This is a genomic window from Neorhizobium sp. T25_13 (assembly GCF_002968675.1).
Taxonomy (GTDB): Bacteria; Pseudomonadota; Alphaproteobacteria; order Rhizobiales; family Rhizobiaceae; genus Neorhizobium; species Neorhizobium tomejilense.
On sequence record NZ_PVBI01000006.1, the window covers coordinates 111,906 to 128,102 of the forward strand.

Genomic DNA, 16,197 nt, shown 5'->3' on the forward strand with positions numbered 1-16,197 from the left:
TTTGAAGTATATATAGTATTATTCTGTGTATATTTCCTGGAAACAAATTATTGCAAAACCTTTAGTTGGTTTATTTATTTGGATACCGTGCGATAATAGTTGGGTAAGGTCATCGTATCTTGCGATCGCAAACACATAAGGAGATAGACTGTGAAGAACATCAATAAAGAATCCGCTTTTGCCTCTGCCGCCCGCCCCTTTTATGAAGAGCACGCGATCGGCGATGATCTGAAGATACGGCTTGAGGATGAGGCCAAGTTCCTCATCGGTGCGCGGCGCAGATCGACGGAAGAAGCCTTTGAATTCGGGGAGCGTCTCGAAAAAATCGCCTTGCTTCTCCCGGAAGGCACTGTGGAGAAATGGGCCGTCGAGTGCTGCGGCTACACCGCGCGCCATATCCGCGCTATGCGTGCTGTGTCCCGTAACTTGAGTGCATACAGGCAGATCCTTGTGGCGCTTGCTGTTGGTCCGACCGTGCTTGGAAAACTGAGTGCTGCCACGCCGGAGCAGGTCGAACAGGTCATCGGCTTTGCCAGCACGCGGGATCGGCTGCGGGTTCAGGACGTTACGGCAATGCTCGCCGGGTCGAAGTCGGACGTCGATGAGAACCCGAAACGCGATCCGTATGATCTTGGCGGGCTCGACGGGCTCAAGGCGATCATCGCCATCAAAGTCCGCGACGGCTTGAAGTCGTTCGTTGCGCACCTTGAGGAGATTCGCACGCATGTCAAAGACGCGCTGCCGAAAAACAACATCGTCAAGAAGACGCTTGCCGAACAGACAGCGCTTACGGCACGTCTCGCCCACCGCGAGTTGGAGAGCCTTGCGGAGTTCGTCACTCCGAACGCTCTGAAAGCCTACGTTATTGACGGGACCCGGTTGCCTGCCGGCTCGCGCTGGGCGGCGGTTAGCGCTCTGCTTTACAAGATGGGCAGTGATACCTCGTGGCCTGACAAGGCTGAGCTGCGGACCTGGCTGGAAACTGAGGTGGTGCCGCTGTTGAACTGGGTGGCGCCTGAAAAGGCCGAGCCGACCACGCGGGACGCGAAAACCAAAACTCCCACATTGGTCGCCGACGAACCGGTGCCGGCAGAACCCTTGATCGATTTGGAGCCGGAGGCAGCGAGCGCCCCGACCCTGAATGAAAGGCTTACGTCAATCGCTGAGGCTTTCGGCGCCACCGCCACGATCGACTTGCCCCAGCCCGTGGTGGAAGATGATTTGATCCCGACGGTGACGGAAGCCCTGGCCACGACCGAAACGCGTTTCCAGCGTCCGGCGTTCTTGGGCAAGGCCAAGCCGACCTCGCCACCATCCGCCACGGCTTAACTTTGGAAGGCCGGACTACCGGTCTTGCCATCGAGTTCGAGAGGGCCGCTTGTCGGCCCTTTCTCATTTCCCGGATCCAGGCAGATTTCTGCGGCAACGAAATCCGGTTTGCGATTTTCGATCGCTTCCAGTTCGGGCGCTGTGAGCCCGGTATTAACCTTGTACCGGCTTCGTTCTCTTTTTTGCTGTGGGGCCCTTGAGCCCGGTCCCGGGTCCTGCCAGGTTGAAGGCGTTCCGGATGACCGGAGCAAGCGGCCCAAGGCAGTGTTTGCACCACTGACAAGGGCCTGACCCTCAGCCTTCACGAAAAGGAATCGGGCTATGACTACGTTTATCTCCTCGACCCCCACGGGGGAAGTTCTTCGTTCGACAACCAACATCACCCCGGATGCCGTTGCCCCGGCTTGCCTCTCACGCCCGCGCCCGTTCGGCTTTGGCCGCAACGCGGTCCAGGCTGCGGCTTCGATCCACGAGCCAGCGGTCCTGCGCCGCCACCCGCATCTCGTTCGCTTCTCTGATGTCGAGGCCGATCTCGATCTGCTGATCGATCGCGCCATTGCCGCCATCATGGATGGCGAGCCGACCGAAGACGAGATCCTCGGCCATTACGTCAACATCGCCTCGCTCGTCCGGGCGGTGTCGTTCCGGGAAGGCAAGTTGTTGGAGCAGGCGGTTGACCGTTTGGCGAAAGCCAACCCACACGTCCTGGTCCTGTCGCAGTCCTTGAAGCTGCCGCTGGTCAAGGCGGCGATGGAAGCGCTTTCTGGAAACGACTGGACCTGCCTCGATGGCGTGAAGCTCGATTGCGAGGCACCGGCCAAGGGATCGTACACGCCGGACCTGATCATCGTGAACAGGGCCCGGCACACGGCCTACATTCTCGACCTCAAGCGGTCGCTCGCTTCCTACGGCGATACGAGCCGTCTCGAAGAGCTGAAGATCAAGATGATGGCCTCGGCCATGGTGCTGCCGGACTGGCTCTACAAGAACCACAAACGTTTGATGGTCGATACGGTGGAAGTCGCGATCGTCGATGGTGCCAGCCGCCCAAGCGATCATGCTAATGGGGTCTGGGCCCTGTCCGAGATCGACGACCTTCTGGAGATCGATGGTGTCGCCGCATGCATGGCCGAACTGCGCCTGCGCTTCGGCAGCCGGGTGCAGCAGCTTCTCGAAGTCGAGGCGCGCAGGGCGATCGGGGTGAACGAGCGGGCCATGACCGTTGCGGCCGAGATGGTCGGTCATTCATCAGTCCCCATTCCTTCGCGTGTCAATCTCAACGGGCCGAGCCGGGCCTTCGAGGAAGACCAGGCTGCCTGCTCAGGTGATGACGATCTCGCTCGTGATGATCTCACTTGTGATGATCTGGGCGACGATGTCTTCGGCGCTTGCGATGGGATCGAGGATGACGCGCCGAAGCCGATCTTCTTCCGCGTCGGCTATGCCCGCCGTCCGGCTGCGCACTGATCCAAGTGTCCTGATGACTTGAACGCCGTGCCCTGACGCTCGCCGTCAGGCATCGGCCGTTGACCGCCATGGCCAGAGGCCGTGGCTTCCTCATCCTTCCCTCATCTCTCATTGGCGCCGGACCCGCAGCGGTCTGGCCAAGGAGCCGTCATGTCTTCCGACACCCATCCGGATGTGCCGCCGCGCATCCGTTGCGAGGCAATCTCGTCCTCGATCTCACCGAACGCCATGTGCGATCGTCCGCATGGCGCTGTCCTCCGCTATCCCGGAACCAGTCGTATGAACACACCTGCCGACGACCCGGCACGCTTGATCGGATTGGCGCTCGGTCATGTCCGACAGGGAGAAGGGCTTACCGGCACCGTACCGGACACCATCATCGATCGCCTGCGGGCGCATGCCGACAACGGCAATCCGGCTTGCCGCCTGCTGCTCGACTGGCTTGCCGGGCGCAACCGTGATCTCGTGGCATCGACTTCGCCGGATCCCGTCAAACCGGATCGCGCTGCATCCCGCCCCGGTCGCCGTATGATCCGGGAGCGCCGCCAGGCAGGGCCGGGCAGCTTGAAGCGGCGCAAGCCGACGAAGGGCCATTCGCCCAATCCCAAAACGGCAATTATTGCCGCGACGACGGAGGGCAGGGTCGATGAATAAGCTGTCCCGTCTGCTCGTCCGCCGCCTGGAGCGTATTGCCCGCCGCGAGGTTCAGCGCAACGCGCATCTCAATGGTCTGCTGAACATAAGGATCGTTGAGGTCCGCGGGCATCTGCTGCGGCGCTACGCACCGGTCTTCGATACGTCTCGTCTGTCCGGAGATCGTGATCGCGACCTGGCATGGCTGCGCCGGAATTTTGGCGGCTATCTCATGCCTCCACCACAGCCGTCCGATATCGTCGTCGCCGAAGGCAGGCCTCCAGCATTCCTCGCGCCGTTTCCCTCTGGAGGGACGCAGGCCGGAACCGGTGAACGTATCTCGGCCTCTGATCATGCTCGCCGCGCTTACGCCGTTAGCTTGGTCGGCCGGGCAGGGAGGCCGCCATTGGTCAGCAACATCGTCGCCGCCCTCGTGCTTGCCCGTGCGATCGAGAATGGCCCCGTGCCCTTTGCCAAGATTGTGCGTGCTGCCGCCATGTCGGCGCCCGTCGTTTCCCTGCATGCGCCGATGGCAGGCTTCGAGCAGGCCATGCGGCGGCTGATCGAGGTGCCCGGCTTCATCCCTGGTGGAGCCCCGAACGGCATTGATGGGGATTATGTCTATGACGACTCAAGCTTCGTAGGGTCGGAGAGCACTGGTCGGACCTACATCCAGTTCATCGGAGACAACGTCCGGCGCATTGGCGGGGCGGCACTGCAGCGGCGGTTGGTCAATGCCCTGACGCGGGACTATCCCGTTGTCGCGATCTCAGAGAAGTCGGAGTCCATTCCGTCCGAGATCACCATTGCCGCCGATATTGCTCTCACTACAGGTTGGCTGGATTACGCCTTCATCAGTACGATGATTGGGGCGATGCATGGCGCTGCCGGCATCGCGGCGCTGGAGCAGTGGTCAAATGCCTACGATGCCCACTACCTGACCATCGACGACGTCGTGCTGGCGTTCAGGCCGGGGCGGAGCGCCCATGAGGTGATCGCGGTGCTGGCGTCACTGACCGAGCGCAATCGCATTGCGGCCCGGGACGGCGATGATGGCAAGCCGATCCGGCTACGACCGACGCGGGCAAGCCATCGAAGTCGAAGAAGGATGCGGCATCGCCAGAGAAGACCACGTCCGGAAAGGACGGCGGCGGTGGGTGGAAGCGTGACAAGCCATCGGGCGCCGAGGTCATTCAGCCGGAACCGATGAATGAAACCGTTGCGCCCGGTCGCCCGTCACTGACGGTCGAAACGCTCTCCGGATACGGCAAGGCCAAGACCTGGGCACTGGATCTGAAATTGGATCTCGCCGACTACAAGGCAGGCTCGCTTGCCTGGTCGGACATGAGCACCAAGCTGCTGCTCTACGGTGCGCCCGGAACTGGCAAGACGACCTTTGCCCGGGCGCTGTGCAACAGCCTGCAGGTTCCGCTTTTCGTCACCTCCGTTTCCACTTGGCTGCAGGGAGGCCATCTCAACGATGTGATCGACAAGATGGCCAAGACGTTTGCGGAGGCACGTGCGCTGGCACCGTCGATCCTGTTCATCGACGAGATCGACGGCATCGGAAAACGGCAGCCGGCGAGCCAAGAGTACGCGGACTATTGGAATACGGTGGTCAACAAGGCGCTCGAATTGCTCAATGGTGTAGTGAAGAGCGACGGCCTGGTCATCGTCGGTGCCACGAATAGGCCGGAACAGATCGATGAGGCGATCAAGCGCTCTGGTAGACTGGAGACGCATATTGAAATCCCTCTGCCTGATGCCGCGACGCTCGCGGAGATCTTCGCTTACCATCTGGGCGATGATGTTGCTGCGCTGGTTAGGGACAAGAACGCAGTCAGCGCCAAGGTGGAGGGGGACAATCCCGAACTCATCGGCATGACGGATGAGCCATTGGCCTCCAACGGACCGGCCAGCGAAGACAGCGGCGAACAGGGTTCCGGAGAAGCTCGGAAAGGAGCGGCGAATTGACCACCACATCCACGCACCTTGAACCAGTGACGCCCGAAGCAGTCCAGGCAGCTTTGAACAAGCTTGCGAGCCGCGCCATGGGTCTGACTGGAGCCGACATCGAGCGGATCGTTCGCCAGGCACGGTTGAAAGCGCGCCGAGAGAAGCGGTCGATCCGTTACGAGGACATCGAGGAAGGGATCCGGATGGACCGGCCGATGGTGCCCTATGATCTGCGCTGGCGCTTCGCGATCCATGAGTCCGGCCATGCGGTCGTTCATCACGCTCTTAGGCTTGGGCCGATCCATGGCCTCAACATCGATACGCCTACTGGCGGGGGCTACAGCCAGCTTGGCTTCACGGCATCCGGAAGCGACACCCTTGGCTATCGGGAAGACATGCTCGCCATGCTGATGGCGGGGAGGGCCGCCGAGCAGATCGTTGTCGGCAAGGTGTCTGCCGGATCGGGTGGCTCCGAAGACAGCGATCTGGCGCGCGCGACGAAGCTTGCACTCGCCATGGAGCGCAGCCTCGGCTTCGGCGCCGTCCAACCGTTGCTCTACCATGATGACAAGGATCCGACCGCCGTGCTCGATGGCAATCCGGATTTGGCGGCTCGCATTCATGCTCAGTTGGAGAGGGCGCTCGCCAGGGCTGTCGAGGTTCTGAACGAGAACCGGGACAAACTTGATGCGTTGGTCAAGGCACTGTTCGATGCCCAGGCGCTCGATGGAGTGGCCGTGAAGCAACTCCTCAAACACAGTAATCGTGCAGGAGGAAGCTGATAACCTTCGGTGCGCATCGTGATGAGGAGTAAGGTATGAATGTCGCTGTCGTCGCGCATTGCGACTGGAGCATGGACAGGAAGAAGCGCTGGATGTCAGTTGCCATCCGGGACGGCGTGCGATGGCGGGTCCATGCTCCGGAATTGGTGGGCGACACGTCGACCCTGATTGGCCGGATGAAGGCCAAATCGGCGGAGAAAGGCGCTCTGCTCCTCGGCTTCGATTTCCCGATCGGTCTTCCGGAGGCCTATGCGCGCACCACCGAGCTTGGCTCGTTTCGTGAAGCCCTTGCCTCGTTCGGGTCGGGCATCTGGTCAGACTGGTATAGCGTTGCGGACCACCGTAGCCATATCTCCCTCCACCGCCCGTTCTATCCGGCGCGGCCGGGCGGCACCCAGCGCGCGCATCTCTTCGATGCTCTCGGCGTGACCGCTCCGCAGGCGCTTCTGCGTCTGTGCGAACGCGCCAGCTCAGACAGGCAGGCTGCCTGTATGCTGTTTTGGACGCTCGGCGGCAATCAGGTCGGAAAGGGCGCCATCACCGGATGGCGCGAGATGATCGTCCCCCGGCTGGATGACATCGGCCTCTGGCCTTTCGACGGACGTCTGGCCGATCTCCTCGACACCAGGTCATGCGTTATCGCTGAGACTTATCCCGGTGATGTCTACGGACAGCTCGGCATGTCCCGCGGCGGCTGGAGCAAGCGGCGGCAGAGCGACCGCCAGCGTATAGCGAAGGTGATGATACCTTGGCTCTCGGTGCGGCCGGATCTCGACGCTCATGCCCTCTTGGCAATGATTGAAGATGGGTTCGGCGCGGACAAGGCAGGTGAGGACCGTTTTGATGCTGCTGTCGGCCTTCTCGGCCTGCTCGACGTCGTCGACGGGCGGCGTGACGAAGGCGTTCCGGATATCGATGGCGTGCGCCGATGGGAGAGATGGATCCTCGGTCATCATCGCCATGATGCAGTATGATCCGAGATGACGTGAGGTAGGTTGTTGGCAACGGATCTCACGTCTTCAGGACCTGAGACAAATTGCGCTCTTTTGATTCCGAGTTCAGGATTTTTGATTCAGAACTCAAACGGAATGATTCAGCAACGCCGTTTGCGGCAGTCAACCTGTGTTGACGCACGGTAACTTACCCGCAATGCGAGACAAGTTGCGCTCTTTTGATTCAAATCTCTGAGCTGCCGATTCCCAGCTCGATATTTTCGATTCCGGCAAACGGCGCTTGCGCCGGTGGGCCGATCCCCTGACCATTGAGGAGGCCGAGGATGGGAGGGCGAATGATGAATGTAAAAGCGGCAAGGCAGCGGCAGAAGGCGCTTCGTGATGCGAATAGAAGCGCACGGCGACCTGACCGGGATGATCTCGCGAGGGTGGCCCTGTATTGGCTCATCCGCAGGGCGATCGAGAAAGGCCAGGAGGCTGAACTCCAGAAATTCCAGGACGTGATCGTATCGATGCTAAGCGATCAAGGCTTCGATGAGGGCGATGCGATAGGGTCTTCGACGATCTCGTCTTGAAGTACCGGTCCGGGGGGCTTCCGTTTCGCCGGAAGCTTCACCTCCTTTATCCCGATGGTGTCGATCAGGACGTTTGAGCGGTCGTTCATTTTGGACCACCGCGGATCCGGTCTTCCTTGTTGCTGATACCGCTCAGCGCCTAACGGCGTTTGTCCATCTCACGTGTTCTCCCCCCATTACTTCGTAAAACGCCGTTCGATTCTGAATCGAATTTCCAGAGCGTTCCGTGGGCTCCAACGCTTCATTAACGCGCTTCGCTTAGCTCGACCGCCCCCTGAACTGAGGGGTATAGTAACAACGAGCATGAAGTGAAATGACGAAACTTACCGCAATGAAAGCCTTCCAGCGCAAGATCGACGCCTATTGCGCGATGCGACTGATGCCAATCTTCTCGACGAAAGATACCGACGCTCTCACCGCCTATATGCGGCGTCTCATCGAGCGACGATGCGGTCCGCAGCGAACCGGAAGTCACACGGATTGGGATGTGGTTGCCCGGCTGACTGGCGTGGATGCGGCGATGCTTGCCGTCCATCACCGTGCAATCGATCCTGCCTTTGATGCCACCATTCGATGGAGCAGGGATGGCGACGCCGGGAGAGATGCTGCAACCAGTCCACGGAAATCTGCGGCGGACAAGAAGAAGGCGCTGTTGACCGAACAGCCGAAGGCGCGTGCGAGAACTGTTGCAGCAGACAACACGCGGCCTCGGGACGATCTCCCGAAACGAAAGCCCGCGGACATCATCGAGTTTCCGGAACCCTGGTTCCGGGAATGGTCCGATCCTTCCGGTTTCGCTGAGGCGCTCCAGCTTCATATGCGGCGGCATGGCGAAACCTATTGGGTCCTCCATCGTTCCGTCGTCCGCTCCGATGAGGCTATGGACAAAAACACACTGCTGAGCTGGATCGAAGGAAGGCGCGTGCCTCGCAGCACCGACAGCTTTGAAGTGCTCGGGCGGATCGAGCGCCGCTACCGCCTTCCGGACGGATACTTTAAGGCGAAACTTCCGCATCGGTCACGGTCAGCGTCCGGTTTCAATCTGTCGGAGCTCGATCCGGCTGAACGTCGAAGGATCGCCTGGCATCTCCCGGACGACTTCAATGCTCTGCCATTTGCCAAGCGCCAGGAGATTCTGGATTGGGTGCGTCGTGTAATCATCAGCGGCTCAACGGATTACAGAAAATTTCAGGCGGCCGCAGCCAAACAACGCTACAGTCCCGTTGGCGAGTATCGCAAGATCACCGAGGAGATCATTCGCCTCATGCCGGACGAAGAGCGTTATCCGCGCCCGGCGGCGGAGGCAGTTCGATCGTTCCTCATGTTGCGGCTGGGATTGCATCTGGGGCTTCGCCAGAAAAATCTTCGGCAATTGATGCTCTGCCCGCGCGGACAGATGCCGCGTCCGGAACGTGTCCTCGAAAAGCTGAAGCGTGGGGAAATCCGCTGGAGCGAGCGAGACGGTGGCTGGGAAGTGCTGATTCCAGCAGTCGCCTTCAAAAATGCCCACTCGTCATTTTTCGGAGACAAGCCGTTCCGACTGGTTCTACCGGATCTGCTAGACCTCTACCGTTACATCGATGACTATGTCGAACGGCATCGCGCTACGCTTCTCAGGGGCGTTGCTGATCCCGGAACCTTCTTCGTGAAAACCGTCAAGACGACAAGCACCGATGCGGCATACGACGTGACGACCTTCTACGAGGCCTGGAGGCTGACCATCCAGCGTTACGGCATCTATAATCCCTATACCGGCCGAGGGGCGATCAAGGGTCTGCTGCCTCATGGTCCACATAACGTGCGGGATGTGCTCGCGACCCATATCTTGAAGCAGACCGGCTCATACGAGCAAGCAAGCTACGCGATCCAGGATACGGCTGACATGGTGGCCAAGCACTACGGCCGTTTCCTGCCGCAGGACAAGGCAGCACTGGCGGCACGAATTCTCAATCAGGTCTGGGAAGCCGCCTGATCATATGGCAGATCAAGGCGGAAATCATTTCCGCCTTGATCATTCACTTCTTGCCTTCGCGTGCCCACGGCGGTGGTTGTCTCTTTTCAACCCACGGCAGAAGTTGCAATGGCTTGGGTTCGATGACCGATGAGATGATCGGATAGTGTTGCAGGGCGCTTCGCATCAACGGCAGCCCAGCAGGATTGGTGTATCGAGTGCTGGTCTCATTGCCCTCAGCCAATCTCCCCGAAATGTCTTCGATGACGTCTTGCGAGACACCAGCCTGCTTGAGAGTATCTGCGAAGCCATGCCGGAAAGCATGAATGGCGCGCTCCCACATTTTTTCGCCGAGGACGGCCTGCATGATCGGAACGAAGGTGTCGTAGAACCTGTCGCCTGGATCGTTTTCCGTTTTGTCCGAGAAGAGATCCGGGAATAGGGTCGCATATCCCAGCTTCTTGATTGCCTGGACGTATTCGATGAAGCCCAATCGAACCATCTCTTCGGGCATGGGAAGCATGCGTTGTGACTGGATGTTCTTCAGTCGGCGAATCCCGTTGGACCTAAGGATGATGACATAGCCGTCCCCATCTCTTGCAATGTCATTGACATGAAGCCCAGCAAATTCTCTGCGGCGAGGGCCAAGATAAGTGAACAGGATCGGCAAATAGTAGAGCGAGTCATGAAAGACCTGTTGTCCGGCCGCTCGTCTCTGTCCACGCAGGTGGCCGAGGGAGCCGGCATAGAGCGGGCAGGAGAAGATCGGGGCGATATCCTGCGGCGATGGTTTGTACTGTTTGCCGCGAATTTCGCCGACCTTCGGCTTTTTCGGACGCAGCCCTTCAAAGGTCCAGCTCTCAATTTTGAACCCGTGACCTTTGAGATGTTTCAGGAAGTGCTGCAGATTTCCAAAGTGCTTTCGGATCGTCGTTGGGGCCAGACCAACTTTCGCAACGGTGCCCGTCAGCTCAGCCGCTTTGCGCAGTTTCTCGCCTTCAGCACGTAGGTCCGGCGCCGACATGACACGCATTTTGCTGCTGCGTCCCCAATTTGTCGGAATGTGGTTGAGGTGCCGACGCAACAGGCCGATGTGATACTGCTCCACTTGCCCGGAATGCTCCACGCCATGCTCGATGAGCACCGATTTGAATATCCGCACCAGCGCCATTGCATCCCGCGCGGTCGCTGGCTCCCATTCGTCTCCCATGTTGGCGATGAGCTTTTCGCACTCTTGCTCGAAGTCCGCAACGGCGACTACCCGTTGCCCGGCCTCAGAAGCTTTCGAGGCGGCCTTTTTCGCCACCGCCGGGCGCGGGGTTAGATCGAGCTGGGTGATTTCCGTTTCTTCTGGAATGGCGATCAGAGCCGTTGGCAAGGATCGCTCGTCGACTGAAGACGCAGGAGCAGGATCTGAATTCCCGGTGTCGGTTGCCTGGACCTTGGCGCCAGGCGTACCGGCTCTTCCGCCGCCTGTGAATTCGCTCTGCCTTTTGTCGACAAGCTCGTGGCGCTCATCGATGTCGAGAAGGGCGGCGGCCCGGCCTTCGAAAATCTTTGACATGGCGCGTTCGCGATTGAGCGCCGTGTCGTCGATTTCAAAGTTGTACATCAATCGTCTGATGCCCTCCTCGAACCCGGGGCTTCGAGCCGTGCTGCGCTCGCTTCGATAGTTCGCCCGGACGGCATCGACATGCGAGGCTGGAACACCGTTCCGCAGGAGATAGGTCAGGCCGACGCAAGCGCCCTCGAGGCTGAGCTCCGCACGAGTTCCGAACTTGGCAAGAAGTTGGTAGGCCCAGCCCGCCTCGAGATCGAGTTCCATCTCAACGACATCGCCAGCCCGTCCGAAGCGCTTCGCAGCGTCACTGATTTTCTCGAGCCGTTCGAGTTCCTTGTCTCGCTCGTGTTCGCAAAGTTTCTGGAGCTGCTGCTTGGACATCGGTTCCTTCGAATGCGTCTTCAACTCGGCCAGCCGCGTGTTGAGCTTGCGGCCAATGATCTGAGCCTTTTTATGGTCGGAACAATGAAGGCTCAGTGAAAGGCGGCTGCCTGGACGGCAGTGGGTGAAGACGGCCGGGACGCGTGGCCGCCAATAGAAGATGTTTCCGCGGCGGATCAGATTCTCGACCTCGTGGCGCACGGCCATGACGAATGCCCTGTCTTTTGCCCAGGGCCTGTCCACCGCGCTCAAGCGTCGTGGGCATCACCTTTGGGCATCAGTTCTGGGCATCAGGTCGCCAATGATGCCAAAACGATATCCGGCACGACTGGAAAATCAAGGAATTAAGGGCTTTTCGGGAGAATTGGCTGGGGAACCTGGATTCGAACCAAGATTAACGGAGTCAGAGTCCGTCGTTCTACCGTTGAACTATTCCCCAGCAGGGTGCGCCGGTGAATGCCCGGGCCGGTGTGCGGCGCTTATAAACAAAAGCGGGCGGATTGCAAATACCGATTTCGAAAAAAATCGACACTGCGGAGGCTTTCTCGTCATTGGCGGGGAAAAGCTCAAAAGTCGGCTGATGACAGGGTGATGACGGGGTTGGCCAAAAAGCCGTTGGCGAAATCGCCACCGCCTGTTATCTTCGCACCAACGAAACAATCAGACGCCAGCGGCATACCTTCAAGTGGCTTTGCGCGGCGAGATGGACTTAACAGTGATGGACCCCGATAGCGGCGCAAAGCCGCCGGAAGGCGGGGCGTCGGCGGTACCGCGCGGAGAGGGTAAATCCTCGAGGCGTCGGAAGGCGAAGCGGAACGGCAAACGTCGTGACGCGGCGCCTGTAACCAATTCGGAAGCGGTCGATTCGGCCGCCTCTGCCGGACGTCCCAATAACCAGGAACCCAACCCGTCGGCGCGCAAGCGCAAGCGGCGCCGCGCGAAATCCGCGGGCGCCCAGCAACCGGTACAGGGGGCGGCACAGGGGACGAACACCGCACCCGCAGCACAGCAGGTTCCGGTGCGTGCCGAGGGCGGGCAACAGCCGCATTCGGCCAAGTCGTCGTCGCGCAATCGGCGCAAGAAGAACAGAGGCGGTCGCGGCCTTCAGGGCCGGCCGCTGACGCCCGCCAAGGCGGCGCCCGGTGTGGCCAAGGCTCCGGCGCCTGCCGGTTCGGGCCCGGTTTCCTCCAAGGATGTGCGCGGCAGGGCCGGAGCTGAAAGCCCGGGTGCTGAGCAGCGCGGCGAAAAATTCTCCTACGTCAACGATCTCTATGCGGCGCTCGACCTCGGCACCAACAATTGCCGCCTGCTGATCGCCCAGCCGACAAGGCCGGGCCAGTTTCGCGTCGTCGATGCGTTTTCGCGGATCGTCCGTCTCGGCGAAGGGCTCGGCACCAGCCGCCGTCTGTCGCAGGATGCCATGGACCGCGCGGTCGAGGCGTTACGCATCTGCGCCACAAAGCTCGCCAACCGGCCGATCCGCCGCATGCGGCTGATCGCAACCGAAGCCTGCCGGGCTGCCGAAAACGGTGAGGAATTCTTGGCCCGCGTCATCGCGGAAACCGGGCTGGAACTGGAAATCATCGATCGCGAGACCGAGGCGCGGCTTGCGGTCTCGGGCTGCTCGTCGCTGGTCGGCCGCGAGGCGCGGTCCGTCGTTCTCTTCGATATCGGTGGCGGTTCGTCGGAAATCGCCGTCATCCGCATCGATGACAGCCGCTCGAGCCGGCTTGCCAATCACATCACCCATTGGACTTCGCTTCCTGTCGGCGTCGTGACGCTGTCGGAACGGCATGGCGGGCGCGACGTGACGCCCGAGGTTTTCGGCGCCATGGTGACGGAAGTCGAAGGCATGCTGGCCGGTTTCGATTGCCCGCCGCTTGCCGCCTTCCGTCGTCAGGGCGCCGAGGATTTCCACCTGATCGGCACGTCGGGCACGGTCACCACGCTTGCGGGCGTGCATCTCGACCTGCCGCGCTACGACCGCCGCAAGGTCGACGGCCTGTGGCTGTCGGACGCGGAAGTCTCCGCCATGCAGGCAAAACTGCTCTCCTGGGATTTTGCCGGCCGTGCCGCCAATCCCTGCATCGGTCCGGACCGGGCCGATCTGGTGCTGGCCGGCTGCGCCATACTGGAAGCGATCCGCCGCCGCTGGCCGAGCCAGCGCATGCGGGTGGCCGATCGGGGCCTGCGCGAGGGCCTGTTGACGGACATGATGGCCGATGACGGCGTGTGGCGCCGGGTGCGGCCGCGCCGCCCAGGGGGCAATCAGGCGGGCAGTCAAGGTGCCGGCGGACAGGATGAGGCTGGAGCAAGGCGATGACGAAACCACCCTCCAAATCCCCGGGAAGCGGCAATCGCACTGGCCGCAAGCTCGGCCAGAAGGTCAAGAAGGGCAAGCTCAAGGCGTCGTCGCGGCGCTGGCTCGAGCGCCATATCAACGACCCCTATGTCCAGCGCGCCAAACTCGAAGGATATCGCGCCCGCGCGGCCTTCAAGCTGCTGGAGATCGACGAAAAACATCAGATTCTCAAAGGCGCCCGCCGCATCATCGATCTGGGTGCTGCACCGGGAAGCTGGTCGCAGATCGCCGCCAATGTCACCGGTTCGACCGACGATGATATCCGCGTCGCGGCGATCGATTTCCTGGAAATGGCGCCGCTCGCCGGCGTCAAGATCCTGCAGCTCGACTTCCTCGATCCGGAAGCGCCGCGCCTGTTGATGGAAGCGATCGGCGGCACGCCGGACGTGGTCATTTCGGACATGGCGGCGCCGACCACCGGCCACCAGAAGACCGATCACCTGCGCACCATGCATCTGTGCGAGGTGGCGGCGCATTTCGCGGTTGAGGTGCTGGGCGAGGGCGGCCATTTCCTGGCCAAGACCTTCCAGGGCGGCACTGAACGCGACCTGCTCAACATGCTGAAGCAGAATTTCAAGCAGGTCATCCACGTCAAGCCGGGCGCATCTCGCCAGGAATCGGTCGAGATGTTCCTGCTCGCCAAGCATTTCAAGGGCCGCAGGGCAGGCGAGACTGCCCCGAACGCCGACATGGAGGAACCCGAGGTGGAGGATGCGGACGTGGAATACGCTGAAGCCGAAGACCGCGACCTGGACGATCGGGCCTGACTACTCGCCGGCTTCCGGTTGGATTTTGGCGGCTCCGTGGCCGGAAACGGCAGCCCCCGTCATCGGGTCCAGCCTCAGCAGGGGCATGACCGCCAGAAGCGAAAGGGCCGCCACCAGGAAGAAAGCCAGGTGGAAGTCGAAGAGCTGCAGATGCGTGCCGGTGACCGCCGCCGAGGCTTCGAGGATGAAGGCCGCAAAGGCGACGCCGAGCGCCATGCTGATCTGCTGCATGACGGAGGCGATCGAGGTCGCCTGGCTTGCCTGTTCGTCGCTGATCTCGGAATAGCTGAGCGCATTCGAGCCGGTGAAGAAGAAGGAACGGCAGACGCCCGACATCAGCAGGAAGGCGACGATCAGCGCGTGGGAGGTTTCCGGCGTGAAAAAGCCGTTTGCCGCCGTGGTTGCCGCGCCGAGCACGCCCGCGACGATCAGCGTCATCTTGAAGCCGGTCATTGCAAAGACGCGGCGGGCGACGAACTTCACGATCAGCGCGCCGAGCGCGCCCGCAAACGTGATGAGGCCGGATTGGAAAGGGTTGAGGCCAAAACCGAGCTGCAGCATCAGCGGCATCAGGAACGGAATGGCCCCTGTCGAGATGCGGAACAGTGTACCGCTGCTGCTGGCGGCCCGGAATGCATCGTCCTTGAAGAGCCGCAGGTTGAGGATCGGCGCGGGGTGGCTGCGCGCATGGACGACATAGGCGACGCCAGCCGCGAGCCCCAATGCCGTCGCCGTGATGCCGACGGCCGGCGGCAGCGCCGGGAGGCCGACGACGGAAAGCCCGAAGACCGTGCCGGCGGCGGTGACAGAGGTCAGGAAGAACCCCCACCAGTCGATCGAGGGAGGATTGGTGGTCTCGATTTCCGGCAGGAAGATTGTTGCGAGATAGATGCCGAGCAGGCCGACCGGCACGTTGATCAGGAAGATCCAGTGCCAGGTGAAATAGGTGGTGATGAAACCGCCAATCGGCGGGCCGGTGAGGGGGCCGACCAGTGCCGGAATGGTCAGCAGCGCCATGGCCGAAACGAGCTCGCTGCGTTTCGTGGTGCGTAGGAGAACCAGGCGCGCAACCGGCGTCATCATCGCTCCGCCCATGCCCTGCAGAAAGCGCGAAAGCACGAACTGCAGGAGGTCGGAGGAGAACGCGCAGCAGATCGAGCCGACGACAAAGACGAAGATCGCGACGCGAAAGATCTTCTTGGCGCCGAAGCGGTCCGCCATCCAGCCGCTGATCGGGATGAACATGGCGAGCGCCACCATGTAGGAAGTCAGCGCCAGTTTGAGCGTGATCGGCCCCACATTGAGGTCGGCGGCGATCGCCGGAAGTGCTGTCGCAATGACGGTGGAGTCCATCTGCTCCATGAAAAGGGCGACGGCGAGAATGAGCGGAACGATGCGATTCATGGGGTGCCTGCAATGGCGGGAATTGGCCCGTCCATAGACCTCTTGGTCCCGTCTGCCAATTGCGGAATCTCACCGT

At 61.0% G+C, this 16,197-nt stretch carries 13 protein-coding genes and 1 tRNA gene; 11 read left to right on the plus strand and 3 right to left on the minus strand.

The features are described from left to right. Positions 1–150: 150 nt before the first annotated feature. From C5J22_RS15640 to C5J22_RS15680, 9 genes are all read left to right on the plus strand, one after another. On the plus strand, positions 151–1,329 hold the full coding sequence (locus tag C5J22_RS15640) for a hypothetical protein (protein ID WP_105438966.1): 1,179 nt from the start codon (positions 151–153) through the stop codon (positions 1,327–1,329). Positions 1,330–1,650: 321 nt separating this feature from the next. Continuing rightward, a complete protein-coding gene (locus tag C5J22_RS15645) occupies positions 1,651–2,796 on the plus strand; it encodes a hypothetical protein (protein WP_105438967.1) in 1,146 nt (381 codons plus the stop codon). A 150-nt stretch (positions 2,797–2,946) separates the two neighbouring features. Further along, complete coding sequence (locus tag C5J22_RS15650; protein WP_105438968.1) at positions 2,947–3,450, plus strand: hypothetical protein; 504 nt, start codon at positions 2,947–2,949, stop codon at positions 3,448–3,450. Then, complete coding sequence (locus C5J22_RS15655; protein ID WP_105438969.1) at positions 3,443–4,639, plus strand: hypothetical protein; 1,197 nt, start codon at positions 3,443–3,445, stop codon at positions 4,637–4,639. Before C5J22_RS15650 ends, C5J22_RS15655 begins: the two co-directional genes overlap by 8 nt. Continuing rightward, complete coding sequence (locus C5J22_RS15660; RefSeq protein WP_105438970.1) at positions 4,636–5,403, plus strand: ATP-binding protein; 768 nt, start codon at positions 4,636–4,638, stop codon at positions 5,401–5,403. Before C5J22_RS15655 ends, C5J22_RS15660 begins: the two co-directional genes overlap by 4 nt. Continuing rightward, entirely contained in the window at positions 5,400–6,167 is a 768-nt protein-coding gene (locus C5J22_RS15665) for an ATP-dependent Zn protease (protein WP_245440401.1), read from the plus strand. Before C5J22_RS15660 ends, C5J22_RS15665 begins: the two co-directional genes overlap by 4 nt. Positions 6,168–6,238: 71 nt before the next feature. Continuing rightward, on the plus strand, positions 6,239–7,141 hold the full coding sequence (locus C5J22_RS15670) for a DUF429 domain-containing protein (protein ID WP_245440402.1): 903 nt from the start codon (positions 6,239–6,241) through the stop codon (positions 7,139–7,141). A gap of 314 nt (positions 7,142–7,455) precedes the next feature. Further along, complete coding sequence (locus tag C5J22_RS15675; protein WP_245440403.1) at positions 7,456–7,695, plus strand: hypothetical protein; 240 nt, start codon at positions 7,456–7,458, stop codon at positions 7,693–7,695. Positions 7,696–8,008: 313 nt separating this feature from the next. After that, positions 8,009–9,667: a hypothetical protein gene (locus tag C5J22_RS15680; protein WP_105438972.1), complete on the plus strand. Its 1,659-nt coding sequence runs from the start codon at positions 8,009–8,011 to the stop codon at positions 9,665–9,667. A 43-nt stretch (positions 9,668–9,710) separates the two neighbouring features. Here C5J22_RS15680 and C5J22_RS15685 read toward each other — a convergent pair whose 3' ends face one another. After that, complete coding sequence (locus C5J22_RS15685; RefSeq protein ID WP_105438973.1) at positions 9,711–11,795, minus strand: integrase; 2,085 nt, start codon at positions 11,793–11,795, stop codon at positions 9,711–9,713. Positions 11,796–11,953: 158 nt separating this feature from the next. Next, a tRNA-Gln gene (locus C5J22_RS15690) sits at positions 11,954–12,027 on the minus strand. 276 nt (positions 12,028–12,303) lie between these two features. Here C5J22_RS15690 and C5J22_RS15695 point away from each other — a divergent pair. Further along, positions 12,304–13,911 (plus strand): Ppx/GppA phosphatase family protein, encoded by a 1,608-nt coding sequence (locus C5J22_RS15695; protein WP_105438974.1) that lies wholly within the window; start codon positions 12,304–12,306, stop codon positions 13,909–13,911. Beyond that, entirely contained in the window at positions 13,908–14,717 is an 810-nt protein-coding gene (locus C5J22_RS15700; protein WP_105438975.1) for an RlmE family RNA methyltransferase, read from the plus strand. Before C5J22_RS15695 ends, C5J22_RS15700 begins: the two co-directional genes overlap by 4 nt. Here the strand turns inward: C5J22_RS15700 and C5J22_RS15705 are convergent, their stop codons facing one another. Further along, positions 14,718–16,121 (minus strand): DHA2 family efflux MFS transporter permease subunit, encoded by a 1,404-nt coding sequence (locus C5J22_RS15705; RefSeq protein WP_105438976.1) that lies wholly within the window; start codon positions 16,119–16,121, stop codon positions 14,718–14,720. Positions 16,122–16,197: the final 76 nt, after the last annotated feature.

Coding starts and splice junctions, on each gene's coding strand:
- C5J22_RS15645 (WP_105438967.1), top strand. CDS start 1,651: ATGACTACGTTTATCTCCTCGACCCCCACGGGGGAAGTTCTTCGTTCG.
- C5J22_RS15650 (WP_105438968.1), top strand. CDS start 2,947: ATGTCTTCCGACACCCATCCGGATGTGCCGCCGCGCATCCGTTGCGAG.
- C5J22_RS15655 (WP_105438969.1), top strand. CDS start 3,443: ATGAATAAGCTGTCCCGTCTGCTCGTCCGCCGCCTGGAGCGTATTGCC.
- C5J22_RS15660 (WP_105438970.1), top strand. CDS start 4,636: ATGAATGAAACCGTTGCGCCCGGTCGCCCGTCACTGACGGTCGAAACG.
- C5J22_RS15670 (WP_245440402.1), top strand. CDS start 6,239: ATGGACAGGAAGAAGCGCTGGATGTCAGTTGCCATCCGGGACGGCGTG.
- C5J22_RS15675 (WP_245440403.1), top strand. CDS start 7,456: ATGATGAATGTAAAAGCGGCAAGGCAGCGGCAGAAGGCGCTTCGTGAT.
- C5J22_RS15680 (WP_105438972.1), top strand. CDS start 8,009: ATGACGAAACTTACCGCAATGAAAGCCTTCCAGCGCAAGATCGACGCC.
- C5J22_RS15685 (WP_105438973.1), bottom strand. CDS start 11,795: ATGGCCGTGCGCCACGAGGTCGAGAATCTGATCCGCCGCGGAAACATC.
- C5J22_RS15700 (WP_105438975.1), top strand. CDS start 13,908: ATGACGAAACCACCCTCCAAATCCCCGGGAAGCGGCAATCGCACTGGC.
- C5J22_RS15705 (WP_105438976.1), bottom strand. CDS start 16,121: ATGAATCGCATCGTTCCGCTCATTCTCGCCGTCGCCCTTTTCATGGAG.